This is a genomic window from Pseudomonas petrae, from assembly GCF_021728295.1.
Lineage (GTDB): Bacteria > Pseudomonadota > Gammaproteobacteria > Pseudomonadales > Pseudomonadaceae > Aquipseudomonas > Aquipseudomonas petrae.
Map to the genome: position 1 here is coordinate 337,510 of NZ_JAKJXE010000001.1, position 19,932 is coordinate 357,441.

General features: G+C 59.8%; 17 protein-coding genes. 10 read left to right on the forward strand and 7 right to left on the reverse strand.

The window, feature by feature from the left end:
• Positions 1-6: 6 nt before the first annotated feature.
• Positions 7-165, forward strand: coding sequence for a DUF3309 family protein (locus L4G42_RS01445; protein ID WP_020290439.1), 159 nt, complete (start codon positions 7-9; stop codon positions 163-165).
• A 637-nt stretch (positions 166-802) separates the two neighbouring features.
• Here L4G42_RS01445 and L4G42_RS01450 read toward each other — a convergent pair.
• The 4 genes from L4G42_RS01450 to L4G42_RS01465 all read right to left on the reverse strand — a co-directional run bounded on the left by L4G42_RS01450 (position 803) and on the right by L4G42_RS01465 (position 4,776).
• Complete coding sequence (locus tag L4G42_RS01450; protein ID WP_237259127.1) at positions 803-1,060, reverse strand: hypothetical protein; 258 nt, start codon at positions 1,058-1,060, stop codon at positions 803-805.
• Between the two features lie 671 nt (positions 1,061-1,731).
• On the reverse strand, positions 1,732-3,390 hold the full coding sequence (locus L4G42_RS01455) for a cation acetate symporter (RefSeq protein ID WP_237254089.1): 1,659 nt from the start codon (positions 3,388-3,390) through the stop codon (positions 1,732-1,734).
• A complete protein-coding gene (locus tag L4G42_RS01460) occupies positions 3,387-3,698 on the reverse strand; it encodes a DUF485 domain-containing protein (protein WP_237254088.1) in 312 nt (103 codons plus the stop codon). The genes L4G42_RS01455 and L4G42_RS01460 overlap by 4 nt, the downstream gene beginning before the upstream one ends.
• A gap of 220 nt (positions 3,699-3,918) precedes the next feature.
• Positions 3,919-4,776, reverse strand: a complete 858-nt coding sequence (locus tag L4G42_RS01465; RefSeq protein ID WP_237254087.1) for a glycine betaine ABC transporter substrate-binding protein — start codon at positions 4,774-4,776, stop codon at positions 3,919-3,921.
• A 469-nt stretch (positions 4,777-5,245) separates the two neighbouring features.
• Here L4G42_RS01465 and L4G42_RS01470 point away from each other — a divergent pair, with 469 nt between their 5' ends.
• Complete coding sequence (locus L4G42_RS01470) at positions 5,246-6,841, forward strand: glycoside hydrolase family 17 protein (RefSeq protein WP_237254086.1); 1,596 nt, start codon at positions 5,246-5,248, stop codon at positions 6,839-6,841.
• Positions 6,842-7,450: 609 nt separating this feature from the next.
• Here the strand turns inward: L4G42_RS01470 and L4G42_RS01475 are convergent.
• Positions 7,451-7,816, reverse strand: a complete 366-nt coding sequence (locus L4G42_RS01475; RefSeq protein ID WP_237254090.1) for a hypothetical protein — start codon at positions 7,814-7,816, stop codon at positions 7,451-7,453.
• 221 nt (positions 7,817-8,037) lie between these two features.
• On the opposite strand from L4G42_RS01475, the gene L4G42_RS01480 reads away from it, so the two are divergent.
• The 3 genes from L4G42_RS01480 to L4G42_RS01490 all read left to right on the forward strand — a co-directional run bounded on the left by L4G42_RS01480 (position 8,038) and on the right by L4G42_RS01490 (position 11,236).
• Entirely contained in the window at positions 8,038-9,336 is a 1,299-nt protein-coding gene (locus tag L4G42_RS01480) for a serine/threonine protein kinase (RefSeq protein ID WP_237254085.1), read from the forward strand.
• Positions 9,329-10,132, forward strand: a complete 804-nt coding sequence (locus L4G42_RS01485; RefSeq protein ID WP_237254084.1) for an MlaA family lipoprotein — start codon at positions 9,329-9,331, stop codon at positions 10,130-10,132. The genes L4G42_RS01480 and L4G42_RS01485 overlap by 8 nt, the downstream gene beginning before the upstream one ends.
• Before the next feature lie 249 nt (positions 10,133-10,381).
• Positions 10,382-11,236: a pirin family protein gene (locus L4G42_RS01490; protein ID WP_237254083.1), complete on the forward strand. Its 855-nt coding sequence runs from the start codon at positions 10,382-10,384 to the stop codon at positions 11,234-11,236.
• A gap of 976 nt (positions 11,237-12,212) precedes the next feature.
• Here L4G42_RS01490 and L4G42_RS01495 read toward each other — a convergent pair.
• Positions 12,213-13,445, reverse strand: a complete 1,233-nt coding sequence (locus tag L4G42_RS01495) for a patatin-like phospholipase family protein (RefSeq protein ID WP_237254082.1) — start codon at positions 13,443-13,445, stop codon at positions 12,213-12,215.
• A 19-nt stretch (positions 13,446-13,464) separates the two neighbouring features.
• Positions 13,465-14,397 (reverse strand): lipid A biosynthesis lauroyl acyltransferase, encoded by a 933-nt coding sequence (locus L4G42_RS01500; RefSeq protein WP_237254081.1) that lies wholly within the window; start codon positions 14,395-14,397, stop codon positions 13,465-13,467.
• Positions 14,398-14,539: 142 nt separating this feature from the next.
• Between L4G42_RS01500 and minC the strand changes: the two genes are divergently transcribed.
• The 5 genes from minC to L4G42_RS01525 all read left to right on the forward strand — a co-directional run bounded on the left by minC (position 14,540) and on the right by L4G42_RS01525 (position 19,810).
• Complete coding sequence (gene minC, locus L4G42_RS01505; RefSeq protein WP_074890214.1) at positions 14,540-15,286, forward strand: septum site-determining protein MinC; 747 nt, start codon at positions 14,540-14,542, stop codon at positions 15,284-15,286.
• Positions 15,287-15,486: 200 nt separating this feature from the next.
• Positions 15,487-16,299 carry a septum site-determining protein MinD gene (gene minD / locus L4G42_RS01510; protein WP_237254080.1) on the forward strand — a complete coding sequence of 271 codons (813 nt, stop codon included), beginning with the start codon at positions 15,487-15,489 and terminating at the stop codon, positions 16,297-16,299.
• Complete coding sequence (minE, locus tag L4G42_RS01515; RefSeq protein ID WP_037013831.1) at positions 16,299-16,553, forward strand: cell division topological specificity factor MinE; 255 nt, start codon at positions 16,299-16,301, stop codon at positions 16,551-16,553. The genes minD and minE overlap by 1 nt, the downstream gene beginning before the upstream one ends.
• A 151-nt stretch (positions 16,554-16,704) precedes the next feature.
• Positions 16,705-17,340: an RluA family pseudouridine synthase gene (locus L4G42_RS01520; RefSeq protein ID WP_065986861.1), complete on the forward strand. Its 636-nt coding sequence runs from the start codon at positions 16,705-16,707 to the stop codon at positions 17,338-17,340.
• A 1,180-nt stretch (positions 17,341-18,520) separates the two neighbouring features.
• Positions 18,521-19,810, forward strand: coding sequence for a M18 family aminopeptidase (locus L4G42_RS01525; protein ID WP_108122029.1), 1,290 nt, complete (start codon positions 18,521-18,523; stop codon positions 19,808-19,810).
• Positions 19,811-19,932 lie beyond the last annotated feature (122 nt).

Genomic DNA, 19,932 nt, shown 5'->3' on the forward strand with positions numbered 1-19,932 from the left:
CTCGTCATGGGCATCGGCACAATTCTGATCATCATCCTTATCCTGCTGTTGGTCGGCGGACTTCCGGTATTCCCGCACTCCAGAAGCTGGGGCTACGGTCCGTCGGGCATCATCGGTACGATCTTGGTGATCCTGCTGATATTGGTGTTGCTGGGCAGGATTTAACTGCCAGGCTGCCATTAAAAAAACCGCGCATAGGCGCGGTTTTTTTTATGGAAGCGGTTCTGCTGGAGCAGAACTGTTTCGCCTTCGGCGAGTTACTTTTAAAAAGCACTAAACGTAACCAAAAGTGCCTGCTCTCGGTTGGGCCCCTCGTTCCTCGGGGTTCCTTCACTCCGGTCCCGCTCCGTGGGCCCGCGCCGAACGGACATCCATGTCCTGACGGCGCTCTCGCCGCATCCATGCGGCTCGGCCCACTGCGCGAAACCTGCGTTCAGCCTGCACCCAAGTCGCGATTGGCGGTGTTTGAACGTTTTGTGTAGGAAGATCAAAAGCAGATCAAGGGCAGATCAAAGGCTTCCCGGCTGAAGCCGGTCCTACGGGGTGTGCGGGGTTTGCGGGGTGTATCCGGTGTATCCGGTGTATCCGGTATACGCGGTGTTTGCGGTGTTTGCGGTGCTTTTGTAAGACCGGCTTTAGCCGGGAAGGGGCCGGTTTGAACACTATGAGTTCAGAGAGGTCGCGGTCACCAATCGGCGGCTACCACTGGATGTTGAGGAGATCAGCGAGAGCGACGGTTTAGAGCGATCGAACAGGACGTTCTGGGGGAGCTAGGGCGTAAAGCCCTAGCGGAGTGAGGTTATCACTTTTTCTTTTTTGCAGGCTTGTCGGCCTTTTCTGCCTTGTCTGATTTCTTGGCCTTCTCTGGCTTGCTATCGGCTTTTTTTGCCGCTTTCTTTGGCTCAGCCGCTTTCTTGGTGTCTTTCTTTTCGGAAGACTTCGAAAGAGCCGAAGCCGCAGCTGATTTCTTTTCCGGTGATGACTTTTTGTCTTTCAAATCCTTGCTGGCTTTCGAAGCTTCGCCTTTGCTTTTCTTGTCGTCTTTAGCCACGTTAACCACCTCTCGAAGAGTGCCGGTATTAGCACAAGGCCTGTGGGAATCTCCACACGCTGATCATTAGGCGAACCCGCTTAAAAGCGGTTCAATCTTTTTTAAGCACTGAACGCAAAAATGACATCTGCCTCAGATTTACCCGTGAATGGAATGCCGGTTTGCGCATGAGCTTCGATCACTATCTGCAAATACTCGCGCTCGAACTGGCCCCTTCCCGGCTAAAGCCGGTCCTACAAAAACACCGCGAGCACCCTGTGGGCCCGCCGGCGCCCACCGTAGGACCGGCTTCAGCCGGGACGCCGTTGCCGTTGCCGTTGCCGTTGCCGTTGCCGTTGCTTTTGATCTTCGTACACAAAAAGCCCAGACACCGCCAAACGCGACTTGGGTGCAGGCTGAACGCAGGTCTCGTGGAGTGGGCCGAGCCGCATGGATGCGGCGAGAGCGCCGTCAGGACATGGATGTCCGTTCGGCGCGGGCCCACGGAGCGAGACCGGAGTGAAGGAACCCTGACGAAGGAAGGGCCTAGCCAGGAGCAAGCACCCTTGGTTACTTGGGGTGCTTTTCCAAGTAACTCGCCGAAGGCGAAACTCTCTGCCGTTAGGCAGACTTAGCCGTGATGCAACTCAAACAAAAACGCCCCGATCATCGGGGCGTTTTCATTACCGCATCAGCTCAAATCAATGCGACACCGCACCACTGGCCCCCAGGCCCGTCTGCGAACGCACAAACTGCGGGAAGAACAACGCACGCTCACCTTCCGCCGCCTTCGACTTATCCGTGATCGAGAAAAACCAGATCCCGACAAACGCAATCGCAATCGAAAACAACGCCGGATACTCGTACGGGAAAATCGCCTTCTCATGATGCAGAATCTGCACCCAAATGGTCGGCCCAAGCACCATCAACACCACCGCACTGATCAAGCCCATCCAGCCGCCGATCATCGCGCCACGAGTGGTCAGGTTCTTCCAGTACATCGAAAGCAACAACACCGGGAAGTTACAGCTCGCCGCAATCGAGAACGCCAGGCCCACCATGAACGCAATGTTCTGACTTTCGAACGCGATACCCAACAGGATCGCCACGACCGCCAACGCAACCGTGGTGTACTTCGACACACGGATCTCATCTTTCTCGTTAGCCTTGCCCGCCTTGATCACACTGGCATACAAGTCGTGGGACACCGCCGAAGCACCGGCCAGCGTCAGACCCGCCACTACCGCCAGAATGGTCGCGAACGCCACCGCCGAGATAAAGCCCAGGAACAGACTGCCACCGACCGCATCGGCCAGGTGAACCGCTGCCATGTTGTTGCCGCCGAGCAACGCACCCGCCGCGTCCTTGAACGCCGGATTGGTGCTGACCAGCAGGATTGCGCCAAAACCGATGATGAAGGTCAGGATGTAGAAGTAGCCGATGAAACCGGTCGCGTAGAGCACCGACTTACGGGCTTCCTTCGCATCACTCACGGTGAAGAAGCGCATCAGAATGTGTGGCAGGCCTGCAGTGCCGAACATCAGCGCCAAGCCCAGCGAGAACGCCGAAACCGGATCCTTCACCAGACCGCCCGGGCTCATGATCGCCTCACCTTTCGGGTGAACCTTCACGGCTTCGGAGAACAGCACGTTGAAGTCGAAGTTGACGTGCTTCATCACCATCAACGCCATGAACGACGCACCGGAGAGCAGCATCACCGCCTTGATGATCTGTACCCACGTGGTCGCGAGCATGCCGCCGAACAGCACGTACAGGCACATCAGGATACCGACGAGCACCACCGCCACCGCATAGTCCAGACCGAACAGCAGCTGGATCAGCTTGCCGGCGCCGACCATCTGCGCGATCAGGTAGAACGCCACCACCACCAGCGAACCGCAGGCGGACAAGGTACGGATTTCTTTCTGCTTCAAGCGGTAGGACGCCACGTCAGCGAAGGTGTACTTGCCCAGATTGCGCAAGCGTTCGGCGATCAGGAACAGGATGATAGGCCAGCCCACGAGGAAGCCGATGGAGTAGATCAGACCGTCGTAGCCTGAGGTGTACACCAGCGCGGAAATCCCCAGAAAGGACGCCGCCGACATGTAGTCACCGGCGATGGCCAGACCGTTCTGGAAACCAGTGATCTTGCCGCCTGCCGAGTAATAGTCCGACGCTGTCTTGTTCTTTTTCGACGCCCAGTAAGTGATGTACAGGGTGAAACCGACGAAGACCACAAACATGATGATCGCCGACACATTCAACGGTTGCTTCTGTACCGCGCCGGTCAGCGCTTCGGCTGCCCAGAGTGTCGGTGCGAAAGCAGCAAGGCCGATGGCCGCAAGCAGGCGCCGGATCATTGCTGTGCCTCCTTCAGGATCGCGTTGTTCAGGTCATCGAATTCACCGTTTGCGCGGCGAACATAGATGGCGGTCAGAATAAACGCGGACACAATCAGCCCGACGCCGATCGGCATTCCCCACGTGATCGATGATGTGGCGCTGAGTTTAGCGCCGAGAATCTGAGGCCCATACGCAATCAAAAGGATGAATGCGGCATAGAGCCCAAGCATGATTGCCGAGAGAATCCAGGCGAATCGTTCCCTTTTCGAGACCAGCTCCTTGAAGCGCGGGCTGTTCTGAATCGAGAGGTAAATGCTGTCGTTCATTGTTTTTGTCCTCGCAGCACAGATGGATGTCACGGTTTGCACTTTAGTCCGCTCTGCGATGCACTCCAGACGACCTTAGTATTAGAACGACATTAGTTGATGTTCGAAGGATTGCCTCTTTTTACGCGCCGCTCACTGCGGCTTAAAGTTGCAGCAATAAAAAACCGCCTGGCGATGGCTCGCCAGGCGGTTCGGTAAGACGTTAAACCTTTGTGACCGATTACTGACCGGTCCACTCCTTGACGCGATCCGGGTGCTTAGCGACCCAGTCCTTGGCCGCCGCTTCAGGCTTGGCGCCGTCCTGGATGGCGAGCATGACTTCGCCGATTTCATCCTTGTTGGTCCACTGGAATTTCTTCAGGAAATCCGCCACGTCCGGGGCCTTCTTCGCCAGATCCAGGCTGCCGATGTTGTCGACGGTTTCAGCCGCACCGTAAACGCCCTTCGGGTCTTCCAGGAACTTGAGCTTCCACTTCGCGAACATCCAGTGCGGCACCCAGCCGGTGACGGCAATGGATTCCTGCTTGTTCTCGGCACGGGTCAGCTCGGCGATCATGCCGGCGCCGGAGCTGGCCTGCAGCTTGTAACCGTCGAGGCCGTAATCCTTGATCGCCTGATCGGTCTTGATCATCACGCCTGAACCGGCGTCGATGCCGACGATTTTCTTCTTGAAGGATTCGTCGGTCTTGAGGTCCGCGACCGAGTTGGCTTTCACGTACTCAGGCACGATCAGGCCGATCTTCGCGTCCTTGAAGTTGGGGCCGTAGTCGGTAACCTTGTCCTTGTTCTTGGTCCAGTACTCGCCGTGGGTCACGGGCAGCCAGGCAGAGAGCATCATGTCCAGTTTGCCGGTAGCGACGCCCTGCCACATGATCCCGGCCGCAACGGCCTGCAGCTTCACCGGGTAACCCAGTTTCTGCTTGATCACTTCGGCGGCCACGTTGGTGGTTGCAACACTGTCGGACCAGCCATCGACGTAACCGATGCTCAGCTCGGGTTTGGCGTCGGCGTGGGCCAGCGTGGAACTGATGGCCAGTGCCAGCGCGGCACCGACACCCAGGATTTTTCGCATCGTCATTTTCACTTCCCCGGTAGTCCAGAACCCGACAGCGGTCGGGTGTCGTTAACGTTCTTATAACGTCGCACTCGCGCCCTGGTTCGGGGCAAGCCACGCGTTTCACGCTTCCACCACGTGCCTGCGCAGCCGCAATCGCTGCGTGGACGATTGATCATCAACCCCCACACACCTTGTGCCTTTCCTGCCAGCGACACCCAGCCACCCGGTAAACGACATCACCGGGCCATCAACGACAGACAGGTCGTAAAGACGCTATGAAACCGTCCGGAAATTGCATGGTGCGTGAGGAGGTCAAGTCAGACGCCTTCCTGTAGGAGCGACCGGGGTGGCGCTCCACCTTGCCCGCGATGGCGTACCGTCAGCCGACATTTCCATCGACTGACACACCGCATTTCGCGGGCAAGCGCGCTCCTACAATGGACGACTTGCGGTGCTAATATGCCGACCTTCGCCCCACTTCGGCCCCATCATGTCCGCAACGTCCCGCTCGCCTGTCCTCCTTTATTTGTTCTCCTGTGTGATCGCCCTGCTTGGTTTGTGCGGCTACTGGTACTGGCTGGGCAAGCCGGTGATCCTGCCGGACGCCGCCACGCCGACCCACAAACTGCAATGCGCGTCCTACACGCCGTTCGACAAGGATCAATCGCCGTTCGATCAGCCGTTCACCCTGCGCCCCGCGCGGATAGACGCTGATCTGGCGTTGCTGGCGACACGCTTCGACTGCGTGCGCACCTATTCAATGACCGGGATGGAGGCGCTTCCCGACATCGCCCGCAAGTACGGCCTCAAGCTGATGCTCGGCGCCTGGGTCAACGGCAATCCGGTGGACACGGCCAAGGAAATCAAGGCGCTGGTGACGGCCGCGAACACCCACCCGGACGTTGTGACGGCGGTGATCGTCGGTAACGAAAGCCTGTTGCGCAAGGAAGTCACCGGCGCTCAACTGGCGACACTGATTCGTCAGGTGAAGGCGCAAGTCAAGCAACCGGTCACCTACGCAGACGTCTGGGAATACTGGCTGCAGTACCCGGAAGTCGCGCCCGCAGTTGATTTCCTGACGATCCATCTGCTGCCGTACTGGGAAGACGATCCCAGCGGCATCGACAAAGCCCTGGCCCACGTCGCGCAGATCCGCGAAGCGTTCGGCAAGAAATTCGCGCCCAAGGACATTCTCATCGGCGAGACCGGCTGGCCCAGCGAAGGCCGCCAGCGTGAAACGGCGCTGCCCAGCCGGGTCAACGAAGCCAGATTCATTCGCAGTTTCGTCGCGATGGCCGAGCAGCACGGTTGGCATTACAACCTGATCGAGGCGTTTGACCAGCCGTGGAAGCGACAGTCCGAAGGTGCAGTGGGCGGTTACTGGGGGCTGTTCGACGCGGATCGCCAAGACAAAGGCGTGCTGGCCGGGCCGGTATCGAACCTGCCGTTATGGCCATTCTGGCTGACGGTCAGTGGCGCGATCGCCCTGCTGGCGCTGGCGTGGGCTGGCCGTGTCAGGCATCCACGCAGCGCGCTGACGCTTCCTCTGCTGGCGGCGTTCGCCGGTTGCTGCATCGGCACCTGGGGTGAACTGGCCCGGGTGAACAGCCGCTTCGCCGGCGAGTACCTGTGGGCGGCGGCGCTGGTGGCGCTGAATCTGCTGGTCCTCGCCCACGCAGCGCTGGCGTTGTCGGCCCGCTCAGGCTGGCGCGAACGCGCGTTTGCCTGGCTGGACGCTCGTGCCGGCTGGTGGTTGTACGCCAGCGGGTTTGCGGCGGCGGTGATGATGCTCGCGATGGTATTTGATCCGCGCTACCGCAGCTTCGCAACGGCGACGCTGTGGCTACCCGCGCTGGTCTATCTGGTCCGCCCCGTCGGGGCACCGCGCCGGGAGATCGGCTTGCTGATGTTCATCGTCGGCGTCGGTATCGTGCCGCAGCTGTTTCGTGAAGGCCTGAGCAATCCCCAGGCGTGGGCGTGGGCGGCCGTGAGTCTGCTGATGGCGCTGGCGCTGTGGCGCAGTGTGGGCATCGACGTTCAGGTGAAGGCGCCAAGCAGCGCGCGGGCGACGGCCGACGCTGTGTAACCGATGCCTTGTAACCAAGTGTGCGGTGGTACGGATACATTGTGTTACCGCCGAGGGACTGAAAAGCTCGAAGGCGGGTAACACGGAAACAAATTTCTGTTACACAGCAGAGATACCAACAGATCAGATTTCACAAGCCCTTGATTTAAAAGGGATTAAAAAAGTTGGCACGCACCCTGCTATATCTCCTGCATAACAAGAACAAAATGTGAAAACCCAATAAAAATAAGATGAATCGGCTCTGACATAACAAGAACAACGGCACAGAGACGCAGCCAACAGATTTTTTTGGAGTAGAAACGCTTTACCGAGGCCACGGCCTCGCAGCCCGACCGAGAACGATAAAACTACCCCCAGGTAGCGGCCAGAACGGGTTGGATCACCTCTCGCAGAAGAGGAATCAAAGCAGGTCAGCGCTCAAAAAAATACGTTTGCTCTTGTATCCCGTATGGGGATCACCGAAGACGCTGTAGAGGGACCGGTTGCCAATAACAACAACAGACCGCCCTAAAACAATAAGAAAGAGCACGTGCAACGATTTAAAGGGGAGCTTCGGCTCCCCTTTATGCTGTCTGGCGTTTAGCGTTTGAAGCCAGGCCCGTGGTGAAGTCAGGCCCGTTGATTACGCACCAGCCGCAACCCGGCAATTACCACCGCGAACACCGCCAGACTGGCCGTGTACAGCACAAGCGCGAGTATCCCCAGCAGCAAGCCAACCACCGCGAGCGCTCGGCCGACCTGACGTGGCACAAAGAACGCGACCAGCGATGCGATCAGCGCGCCCCATCCGAACACACCGAAGTGAATCAACAGGCCCAGGTTCGAGCGCAACTGACACTGCCATTTCGACGCCTCGTCAGCGCAGATTCCCACCCATTGCACGTCTTCCATCAGGCCGTAGCGCAAGCCGTAACTGACGGCGAGCCACAGCACCAGAATGAAAAACAGCACCACCAACGGCAGACGACGGGACACGACACACTCCAGAAAATAACCAACGGCGCGCAGCATAGCCGCAGCGGCCCGGGCAAAACCATACAGGTAATAAAAAGCACGAGCAGACAGGCCAGAAGTGCCATAACCTGTATCGTCGCGGAGGGTCATGCGAGAGTCACTTGCCGTCACGGCACTTTGGCACTACACCCGTGTCATAGCCTGCGTATTTCAACAGCACATCATTCCCAAGGGATTCAGTCATGCTTCGTTTTCTGCGCCTCGCCGCCTTATCAGGCGGCCTGTTTTTGAGTGCGTCCGTAATGGCGGTCGATATCGATCCGTCCAGCTATGGCTTCCCCTTGACCAATCCGTTCGAAGCGACCATCGCCACGACCCCACCGGATTTGCGTGCCAAGGTGCCTGAAGACGCCGACATCGATCAGGACGATTACAGCCTCACCCTGCGCCCGGAGCGCGAGTTCACGCTGCCGGATAACTTCTGGGCAGTGAAAAAACTGCGTTACCGCCTCGCCAAACAAGACCACCCTGCACCGCTGATCTTCCTGATCGCCGGCACCGGCGCGCCTTATAACAGCACCCTCAATGAATACCTGAAGAAGCTTTACTACGGCGCGGGTTACAACGTCGTGCAGCTTTCGTCGCCCACCAGCTACGACTTCATGAGCGCTGCCTCACGTTTCGCCACCCCTGGCGTGACCAAGGAAGACGCCGAAGACTTGTACCGCGTCATGCAGGCCGTTCGCGCCCAGCAGTCCAAGCTGCAGGTCACCGAGTATTACCTGACCGGCTACAGCCTCGGCGCACTGGATGCGGCGTTCGTCAGCAAACTCGACGAAACCCGTCGCAGTTTCAACTTCAAGAAAGTGCTGCTGATTAATCCACCGGTGAACCTGTACACGTCGATCACCAACCTCGACAAGATGGTGCAGACCGACGTCAAAGGGATCACCAACAGCACCACCTTCTATGAACTGGTGCTGCAGAAGCTGACCCGCTACTTCCGCGAAAAAGGCTACATCGATCTGAACGATGCACTGCTGTTTGACTTCCAGCAGTCCAAGCAGCACCTGTCCAATGAACAGATGGCCATGCTGATCGGCACCTCGTTCCGCTTCTCCGCCGCCGACATCGCATTCACCTCCGACCTGATCAACCGTCGCGGCCTGATTACACCGCCAAAGACCCCGATCAGCGAAGGAACCAGCCTGACGCCGTTTCTCAAGCGTGCGCTGCAGTGCGATTTCGATTGCTACGTGACCGAGCAGGTCATCCCGATGTGGCGAGCCCGCACCGACGGCGGCAGCCTGCTGCAACTGGTTGATCAGGTCAGCCTCTACGCGTTGAAAGATTACCTGGCGAGCAGCAAGAAGATTGCTGTAATGCACAACGCCGACGACGTGATCCTCGGCCCGGGCGACCTCGGTTTCCTGCGCAAGACTTTTGGCGATCGCCTGACCGTTTACCCTTACGGCGGTCACTGCGGCAACATGAACTATCGCGTCAACAGCGACGCCATGCTGGAGTTTTTCCGTGGCTAAACGTCTATTGCTTATCGCCGCCCTCCTCTGCGCTGGCGCCGTCCACGCGGCCGACGCGCCGATCGTTTCCCAGGCAGCCCCGGTCAAGCGGATCGATAACCCGGATGGGTTCACCGAGCCGTTGAAGTCGCTGAAATTCAACCCCGGCCTGGATGCTCAGGAGTTCGAGCGTTCGTCGCTCAACGCGTTGAATGTCTACGATCCGCTGGAATCCTGGAACCGCCGGGTTTACCACTTCAACTACCGCTTCGATGAGTGGGTGTTCCTGCCGGTGGTCAACGGCTATAAATACGTGACGCCAAGTTTCGTGCGCACGGGCGTCAGCAATTTCTTCGGCAACCTTGGCGATGTGCCGAACCTGCTGAACAGCCTGCTGCAGTTCAAAGGCAAGCGTTCCATGGAAACCACCGGCCGCCTGATCGTCAACACCACGCTGGGCATTGCCGGGCTGTGGGACCCGGCGACCATGATGGGCCTGAAGAAACAGAGCGAAGACTTCGGTCAGACCCTGGGGTTCTATGGCGTACCGGCCGGCCCGTACCTGGTGCTGCCGATCCTCGGTCCGTCGAACCTGCGTGACACTGGCGGTCTGGTCTTCGACTTTACCGCTGAATCGCAGATCAACTTCCTCAACGTCGCCCAAGTCAGCGAAGACCATCCCGAGTTGTACCTGCTGCGCGCTATCGACCGTCGCTACACCACCAGCTTCCGCTACGGTCAGATGAATTCGCCGTTCGAGTACGAAAAGGTGCGTTACGTGTACACCGAAGCGCGCAAGCTGCAGGTGTCCGAGTAACGCTGCAGATCTTTTTGCAGGAGCGACCGGGGTGGCGCTCCACCTTGCCCGCGAATGACGGCGTGTCAGTCAACGATGCTGTTGCTGACTCACCGCAATCGCGGACAAGGTGGAGCGCTACCCAGTCGCTCCTGCAGAGTCTGATCTCTATATCTGAAAACCCGATCATTCCCCCGCAAAAACCTCACCCATCCATCGCCCCAACAGGCCTACCATAGGCGCCATTCCCCTTCTGCCGGAGTGAGCCCCATGCCTCAATTTCGTAAAGTGCTGTCGATCCAGGCCGGCCAACCGACGTCCGACGGCGCCGGCGTCAAGCTGACCCGTGTGTTCGGCGGGCCAGGCATTGAATCCTTCGACCCGTTCCTGATGCTCGACGAGTTCGGTTCCGAGAACCCCGACGAGTACATCGCCGGCTTTCCGCCCCACCCCCATCGCGGGTTTGAGACCGTGACCTACATGCTCGAAGGCCGCATGCGCCATGAGGACCACATGGGCAACGTCGGCCTGCTGCAAGGCGGCGGCGTGCAGTGGATGACCGCTGCGCGCGGGGTCATTCACAGCGAAATGCCCGAGCAGGAAGAAGGCGCCATGCGCGGCTTCCAGCTGTGGCTCAACCTGCCGGCCAAATCGAAGATGGGTGACGCCGGCTACGACGACATTCAGCCCGAGCGCATTCCGCGCATCACCACGCAAAACGGCGTCGAGGTCGTGGTAATTGCGGGCCAATTCGACGACGGCCAGACGTCCCAGGCAGGCGCCGTCCAGCGTCCGGACACCGAGCCGCAGTATTTCGATTTCCACATGCCCGCCGGCGGCCACATTAACCCGCGCGTCGCGGAGGGCCATCGCGTGCTGCTGTACGTATACGAAGGTGAAATCGAGATTGCAGGACAGCCACAGAAACTGGGTACGAGCCGTCTGGCGCGGTTGTCGGAAAGTGGTGAGATTCAGCTAAGCACCCAAACGGGCGCCCGCGTGCTCCTGATCGCTGGCAAACCCTTGGGCGAACCGATCGTGCAATACGGCCCGTTCGTGATGAACAGCCGTGAAGAAATTGAACAGGCCCTGCGGGATTTTCGGGATGACACGCTGACGGCGTGAACGCCTCCTGCGGTGTAGGAGCGCGCTTGCCCGCGAATGCGATTTGCCCGAGACAACGATGGCGCCTGACACAGCGCATTCGCCAGCAAGCCGGCTCCCACAGGTTTTGTGCCTGATGCTGCAATCCCGGCCAGAGCAAATCCGTTGTAGGAGCGGCAGATGATGAGGTCTCGTGACGAACACACTGGCCCCTTCCCGGCTAAAGCCGGTCCTACGAAAACACCGCGTTTGCCTCGTAGGACCGGCGTTAGCCGGGAATGCGTCCGGTATCACACCGAGTTAATGACGTGTTGCAGATCCGAATGTAGGAGCGCGCTTGCCCGCGAATGCGATCTGCCCGAGACAACGATGGCGCCTGACACAGCGCATTCGCCAGCAAGCTGACTCCCACAGGTTTTGTGCCTGATGCTGCAATTCCGGCCAGAGCAAATCCGTTGTAGGAGCGGCAGATGATGAGGTCTCGTGACGGACACACTGGCCCCTTCCCGGCTAAAGCCGGTCCTACGAAAACACCGCGTTTGCCTCGTAGGACCGGCGTTAGCCGGGAATGCGTCCGGTATCACACCGAGTTAATGACGTGTTGCAGATCCGAATGTAGGAGCGCGCTTGCCCGCGAATGGGGTATGCCTGCAATGGATGGGGTGACTGACACACCGCAATCGCGGGCAAGCGCGCTCCTACACCGGCCAGCGGCAGATGATGAGGTCCCGTGGCGTACACACTGGCCCCTTCCCGGCTGAAGCCGGTCCTACGAAAACACCGCGTTCGCCTCGTAGGACCGGCTTTAGCCGGGAATGCGTCCGGTATCACACCGCAGAGTTAATGACGTATTGCAGATCCGAATGTAGGAGCGCGCTTGCCCGCGATTGGGGTATGGCTGAAATGGATGTGGTGACTGAAAGATCGCAATCGCGGGCAAGCGCGCTCCTACAGTGACTCATGCGGACGCCCGCGGTGAATCATGCAGATCAGCGATTCACTCCAGCCGCAAAAACCGCATCAACTCTTCCTTCTGGGCTATCGCGTCGCGGCGGCCCAGCTCGATGAGCTCACTGCAATAACCCGACTCGAACAGCAGATAGCTCAGCACCCCGGCCCCGCTGGTCTTGGTTGCACCCGGGCCGCGTAGAAACGTGCGCAGCGCCGGAGGCAGCTCGCGGCGATGGCGGGCGGCGATTTCATCAATGGGCTGGCTGGGCGAAATCACCAGCACCTCAACCGGCGCCAGAGACTGAATGGGCGTCGATTCTGAAGACTGCGGCCTGGGCACGTCGGACGCGGGCAGCATGCGGCTGACCAGATTCAGCCGTTCCAGCAATTCAATGTCACTCTCCAGGCTGTCAATGAACGTGCTGTTGAGCATGTGCCCGCCGATCTGCGCGAGGCTCGGCTGCGTGCCACGGACCGCACGCGGCACGGGCGGGTTCGCGCCGGGGCCACGGGGGTTGCCGCTGACGCCCACCACCAGTACACGGTTGGCGCCCAGGTGCAGCGCCGGACTGATCGGCGCCGACTGCCGCACCGCACCGTCACCGAAATATTCCTGCCCCAGCTTCACCGGCGCGAACAGCAAGGGGATCGCCGAACTGGCCAGCAAGTGGTCGATGGTCAAACGCGTCGGCAGCCCGATCCGGCGATGCCGCAGCCAGGAGTCGATCGTGCCCTTGCCCTGATAAAACGTGACCGCCTGCCCCGACTCGTAACCGAACGCGGTGATCGCCACCGCGCGCAGATGCTTGGCTTCAATGGCTTCGTCGATGCCGTCGAGGTTGAGCCGCTCGGTCAGCAGATCCTTGAGCGGTGAACTGTTGAGCAGCGCAACAGGCACCTGTTGGCGACCGATGCCCAACAGGCTGCGGCCGAAGAATCGCGTGGCCTGCCGAACCACGCCGGGCCAGTCACTGCGCAACACTTGATGGCTGCGAAAGCCCCGCCAGAAGTCAGTCAGTTCGTGGATTGCCGTATGAAATTGCGCAGCGCCACTGGCCAGCTTCACCGCGTTGATCGCCCCGGCGGAGGTGCCGACAATGACCGGAAAAGGATTTTTGGCGCCCACCGGCAGCAGGTCGGCGATGCCGGCCAGCACGCCCACTTGATACGCCGCGCGGGCGCCGCCGCCGGACAGGATCAGCCCGGTGATGGGCTCGACGCCGGGAGATACGGCTGAGGCGTTACGCACCGCTTGTTGTTCTATGGCGCTTGTCGTCATGGGTTTTCAGCTCTTGGTTTCAGCCACGCTTCTTATACAGCTTCGGCTCACCCGGCGGCCGACTCTTGAAGCGACGGTGCGCCCACAGGTACTGCTCGGGGCATTCGGTGACGGCACGCTCGACCCACTGATTGATGCGAATGCAGTCCGCTTCGTCGCTCTCCCCCGGAAAATCGCTCAGCGGCGGATGGATCACCAGCGTGTAGCCACTGCCATCGGCCAGACGCTCCTGGGTGAACGGCACGACCAAGGCGTGGCCGAGCTTGGCGAATTTGCTGGTGGCAGGCACGGTGGCCGCCTGAATCCCGAACAGCGGCACGAAGATGCTCTGCTTGGCGCCGTAGTCCTGATCTGGCGCATACCAGATCGCCCGGCCCTTGCGCAGTTGCTTGATCATGCCGCGCACGTCTTCGCGCTCGACAGCGATGGAATCCTTGTTGTGACGCTCGCGCCCGCGACGCTGAACGTAATCGAACAGCGCGTTCTTGTGCTCGCGGTACATGCCGTCGATGGTGTGCTGCTGACCCAGCAGCGCCGCGCCGATTTCCAGGGTGGTGAAGTGCAGCGCCATGAGGATCACGCCATGGCCGTCCAGCTGCGCCTGCTTTAAATGATGAAGGCCTTCGATGTGCGCCAGACGCGCAAGACGGGGCTTGCTCCACCACCAGCTCATGGCCATTTCGAAAAAGGCGATGCCGGTGGAGGCGAAGTTTTCCTTGAGCAGGCGTTTGCGCTCGGCTTTCGAATACTGCGGGAAACACAACTCCAGGTTGCGCGCGGCAATCACCCGCCGATCGGTTGCCTGGTAGTACATGACCCAACCCAGCGCACGGCCGATCACCAGCAACACGCGAAACGGCAACTGCACGATCAGCCAGAGCAAGCCCAGCCCCAGCCACAGCAGCCAGAAGCGGGGATGAAGAAAATGAGCTCGAAAACGCGGGCGATCCATTACAGCTTCCGTCAGGACAAAGGCGGGCATTCTACATCGGTTCGCGCGGATCGTGCCGCCGTCGGTTGCGCCTCCCTTGCGGCTGGCGGGCGTTATCGTTATAAGTCTCGGCACTTTTAGCGACAAGCCGCTGTATGCCGACATGAGCCAAATCGAATTGCAAGACAAGGACCCCGTGTTCCAGCTGAAGGGCAGCATGCTGGCCATCACCGTGCTGGAACTGGCCCGCAACAACCTCGAAGCGCTGGATCGTCAACTGGCGGCAAAAGTCGCCCAGGCGCCGAACTTCTTCAGCAATACACCGCTGGTGCTGGCCCTCGACAAGTTGCCGCCGGATGAAGGCGCGATCGATCTGCCGGCAATGATGCGCATCTGCCGTCAACATGGTCTGCGCACCCTGGCCATCCGTGCGAACCGGATTGAAGACATCGCCGCCGCCATTTCCATTGATCTGCCGGTGCTGCCGCCTTCAGGCGCGCGCGAGCGACCGCTCGATCCGACGGAAGGCGAAGTCAAAAAGAAACCGGAAATCATCGAAAAACCGCCCGAGCCGCTGATCAAGCCGACCAAGATCATCACAGCGCCCGTGCGCGGCGGCCAGCAGATCTACGCGCAGGGTTCGGATCTGGTCGTCATTTCCTCGGTCAGCCCCGGCGCCGAACTGCTCGCCGACGGCAATATCCATGTGTACGGCCCGATGCGCGGCCGCGCGCTGGCGGGGATCAAAGGCGATACCAAGGCACGGATTTTCTGCCAGCAAATGGTCGCTGAACTGATCTCCATCGCCGGCCAGTACAAGGTGTCCGAAGACCTGCGCCGGGATCCGCTGTGGGGCGCCGGTGTGCAGATCAGTCTCTCCGGGGACGTGTTGAACATCACCCGTCTTTAACGGATACTGCGCCATTTTTAAGCCACTCTGATTCGTCGCGAAAACGACGCGAAGGCACCGGGACGTTCGGGATATTTTTTTGTTTTCCCGAACAGGAATTCCTTCACGGGTTCCGATCACCGCCCTCGCCCGCTTTAGTTGCGCCGTCATGAGGGGCTCTTCAGGGACTCAACGTCCTTTTCCTCTAGGGGTGATACACCTTGGCCAAGATTCTCGTGGTTACATCCGGCAAGGGTGGTGTGGGCAAGACCACCACCAGCGCCGCCATCGGTACCGGTCTCGCACTGCGCGGCCACAAAACGGTCATCGTCGACTTCGACGTCGGCCTGCGTAACCTCGACCTGATCATGGGTTGCGAGCGTCGCGTCGTTTATGACTTCGTCAACGTAGTGAACGGCGAAGCCAACCTGCAGCAAGCGCTGATCAAGGACAAGAAGATCGAAGGTCTTTACGTCCTCGCTGCCAGCCAGACCCGTGACAAGGATGCGCTGACCAAGGAAGGCGTTGAAAAAGTCCTGATGGAACTCAAGGAAACCTTCGAGTACGTCGTCTGCGATTCGCCTGCAGGTATCGAAACGGGCGCTCACCTGGCGATGTATTTCGCCGACGAAGCCATCGTTGTGACCAACCCGGAAGTGTCCTCGGTTCGTGACTCGGACCGCATGCTGGGCCTGCTGGCCAGCAAGTCCCGCCGCGCCGAGCGTGGTGAAGACCCGATCAAGGAGCACTTGCTCCTGACCCGTTACAACCCTGAGCGCGTCAGCAAGGGCGAGATGCTGGGCGTTGAAGACGTCAAGGAAATCCTGGCGGTCACCCTGCTTGGCGTGATCCCGGAATCCCAGGCGGTGCTCAAGGCTTCCAACCAGGGCGTTCCGGTCATCCTCGATGACCAGAGCGACGCCGGCCAGGCGTACAGCGATGCCGTTGACCGTCTGCTGGGCAAGGAAAAAGAGCACCGTTTCCTGGACGTACAGAAAAAAGGATTTTTCGAACGCCTGTTCGGGGGTAACTGATGAGCATTTTTGACTTCTTTCGTGCCAACAAAAAGCCCAGCACCGCGTCGGTAGCGAAAGAGCGTCTACAGATCATCGTGGCGCATGAACGCGGCCAACGCAGCACCCCGGATTACCTGCCTGCCTTGCAGAAGGAGTTGGTCGAGGTGATCCGCAAGTACGTCAATATCGGCAACGATGACGTGCATGTCGCCCTTGAAAACGACGGCAGCTGCTCGATTCTGGAACTGAATATCACCCTGCCTGATCGTTGATCGAGAAGGCAGTCGCCACGGCGGCCCGGTTGCCTGAATCCCTTTGCGGAATCAGGTAAGCGCGCCGCCGTTGGCGTTTGCTGAAGACCTGTTTTTGCGCCTGATCGCTGTTGCGATCGTGTTGCGCCTGTTTGAGCTATGAGGCTGTTCCATGCCGCTGTCCAACGTTCATATCCTCCATCAGGACGACGCTGTCCTGGTGGTGAACAAGCCCACCCTGCTGCTTTCGGTCCCTGGTCGCGCTGACGATAACAAGGACTGTCTGATTACCCGCCTGCAGGAAAACGGCTACCCCGAGGCGCGAATCGTCCATCGGCTGGACTGGGAAACGTCCGGGATCATTTTGCTGGCCCGTGACGCGGACACACACCGTGAGTTGTCTCGGCAGTTTCATGACCGCGAGACGGAGAAGGCGTACACGGCGCTGGCGTGGGGCCAGCCAGACCTGGACAGCGGCAGTATCGATTTGCCGTTGCGCTACGATCCGCCGACCAAGCCGCGTCATGTGGTGGATCATGAGTTCGGCAAACATGCGCTGACGTTCTGGAAGGTGTTGGAGCGGTATGACACCCATTGTCGGGTTGAGCTGACGCCGATCACGGGGCGGTCGCATCAATTGCGGGTGCATATGTTGTCGATCGGGCATCCGTTGCTGGGCGATGGCTTGTATGCGCATCCGGAGGCGCTGGCGGCTTATCCGCGGTTGTGCCTGCATGCGAGCATGCTGGCGTTTACCCATCCGGGGACGGGCGAGCGGGTAAGGTTCGAGTGCCCGGCGCCGTTTTGATCAGGTTGTTGCCACTCGGTTTGGCGTAGGTCGCTGGTTTCGGGTTGGGGCGGATTACGGTGGCCCTGCCTAACGGCAGATCATTTCGCCTTCGGCGAGTTACTTTTAAAAAGCACTAAAAGTAACCAAAAGTGCCTGCTCTCGGTTGGGTCCCTCCTCCGTCGGGATTCCCTTACTCCGACGATGCTCCGTGGGCCCGCGCCGAACGGACATCCATGTCCTGACGGCGCTCTCGCCGCATCCATGCGGCTCGACCCACTCCGCATCGCCTGCGCTCGGCCTGCACCAAAGTCGCGTTTCGCGGTGTCTGGGCTTTTTGCGTATGAAGATCAAAAGCAGATCAAAAGCTTCCCGGCTGAAGCCGGTCCTACTGACTGCACGAGGTGTGTCAGTTGATTGTTCCCAGCGGCAACGGCGGATCTTCGGTTTTTACGCTGTGCCTGTAGGAGCCGGCTTGCTGGCGAACACGGTGCATCTGGTATGCAGATGGCAGCTGAATAAATGCTTTCGCCAGCAAGCCGGCTCCTGCGGAGGACTGCATTCACCCAGTAAAACCAGCGCACGCAGGGGGACCGGCTCTAGCCGGGAAGAGGCCGGTCTGGGTAGCATCAGTTTTACGGTGTGTGCGAGGACGCCTTCCCGGCTAAAGCCGGTCCTACAAAAGCACGGCGTACACCCTACGATCGTGCCCACGCTCTGCGTGGGTATGCATCCGAGGACGCTCCGCGTCCATTCCCGGCTGAAGCCAGTCCCACAAAAGCGCCGCGCACACCCTATAGGACCGGCTTCAGCCGGGAAGCTTTTGATCTTGATCTTGATCTTCAAACACAAGAATCCCAGACGACATCAATCGCGACTTGGGTGCAGGCTGAATGGAGGTCTCGCGGAGTGGGCCGAGCCGCATGGATGCGGCGAGAGCGCCGTCAGGACATGGATGTCCGTTCGGCGCGGGCCCACGGAGCGAGACCGGAGTGAAGGAACCCTGACGAAGGAAGGGCCTAACCAGGAGCAAGCACCCTTGGTTACTTGGGGTGCTTTTCCAAGTAACTCGCCGAAGGCGAAACAGTCTGCCCCCAGGCAGACGCTCTTGACCTTAAGGATCTTGAGGATCTTGATCTTGATCTCGATCAAAACACCTATTGGCCTGTAAACTCCCGCCCATTGCTGTCTGGAGTAACTTATGCGCGAAGAGTTGAATCAGGGCCTTATCGATTTCCTGAAGGCCTCCCCCACCCCCTTTCATGCCACCGCCAGCCTGGTCCAACGCCTCGAAGGCGCCGGCTATCAGCGCCTCGACGAACGAGAGCCCTGGTACACCGAAGCGGGCGGCCGCTACTACGTCACCCGCAACGACTCCTCCATCGTCGCCTTCAAACTCGGTCGCCTGTCGCCCCTCACCGGCGGCATTCGCCTCGTCGGCGCCCACACCGACAGCCCGTGCCTGCGCGTCAAACCGCAACCCGAACTGCAACGTCAGGGTTTCTGGCAACTGGGCGTCGAAGTCTACGGCGGCGCCTTGCTCGCGCCATGGTTTGACCGCGACCTCTCCCTCGCCGGCCGCGTCACCTTCCGCCGCGACGGCAAAGTCGAAAGCCAGTTGATCGACTTCAAATTGCCCATCGCGATCATCCCCAACCTCGCGATCCACCTCAATCGCACCGCCAACGAAGGCTGGGCGATCAACCCGCAGACTGAACTGCCACCGATCCTGGCCCAGGTCGCCGGTGACGAACGTCCCGACTTCCGCGCCCTGCTGACTGACCAACTGGCCCGCGAGCACGGCCTGAATGCCGACGTCGTCCTCGACTACGAACTCAGCTTCTACGACACCCAAAGCGCCGCCGTCATCGGGCTTAACGGGGACTTCATTGCTGGCGCGCGGCTCGACAACCTGCTGTCCTGCTTCGCCGGGCTGCAAGCGCTGCTCAATGCCGATGGCGACGAAACCTGCCTGCTGATCTGCACTGACCACGAAGAAGTCGGCTCGACCTCCGCCTGCGGCGCTGATGGCCCGATGCTGGAACAGGTGCTGCAACGCCTGCTGCCGGAAGGCGACGACTATGTCCGCACCATCCAGAAATCCCTGCTGATCTCCGCCGACAACGCCCACGGCGTGCACCCGAACTACGCCGAGAAGCACGACGCCAACCACGGCCCGAAACTCAACGCCGGCCCGGTGATCAAGGTCAACAGCAACCAGCGCTACGCCACCAACAGCGAAACCGCCGGCTTCTTCCGTCACCTGTGCATGGCCGAAGAAGTGCCGGTGCAGAGCTTCGTCGTGCGCAGCGACATGGCCTGCGGCTCCACCATCGGCCCGATCACGGCAGGCCACCTGGGCGTTCGCACCGTCGACATCGGCCTGCCGACCTTCGCCATGCATTCGATCCGCGAACTGGCGGGCAGCCAGGACCTGGCGCATCTGGTGAAGGTGCTGTCAGCGTTTTATGCGAGCGCCGAGTTGCCCTAAGCACGAACCTCCATTGAGAGCAGGCCGATCCATTTCCTTCATCGGTCATGGAAACGGCCTGCACATCGCGCTATCCCGGACTTCATAATTCCCCCTCGCCACACCCCCCATCCCCTCGTAAA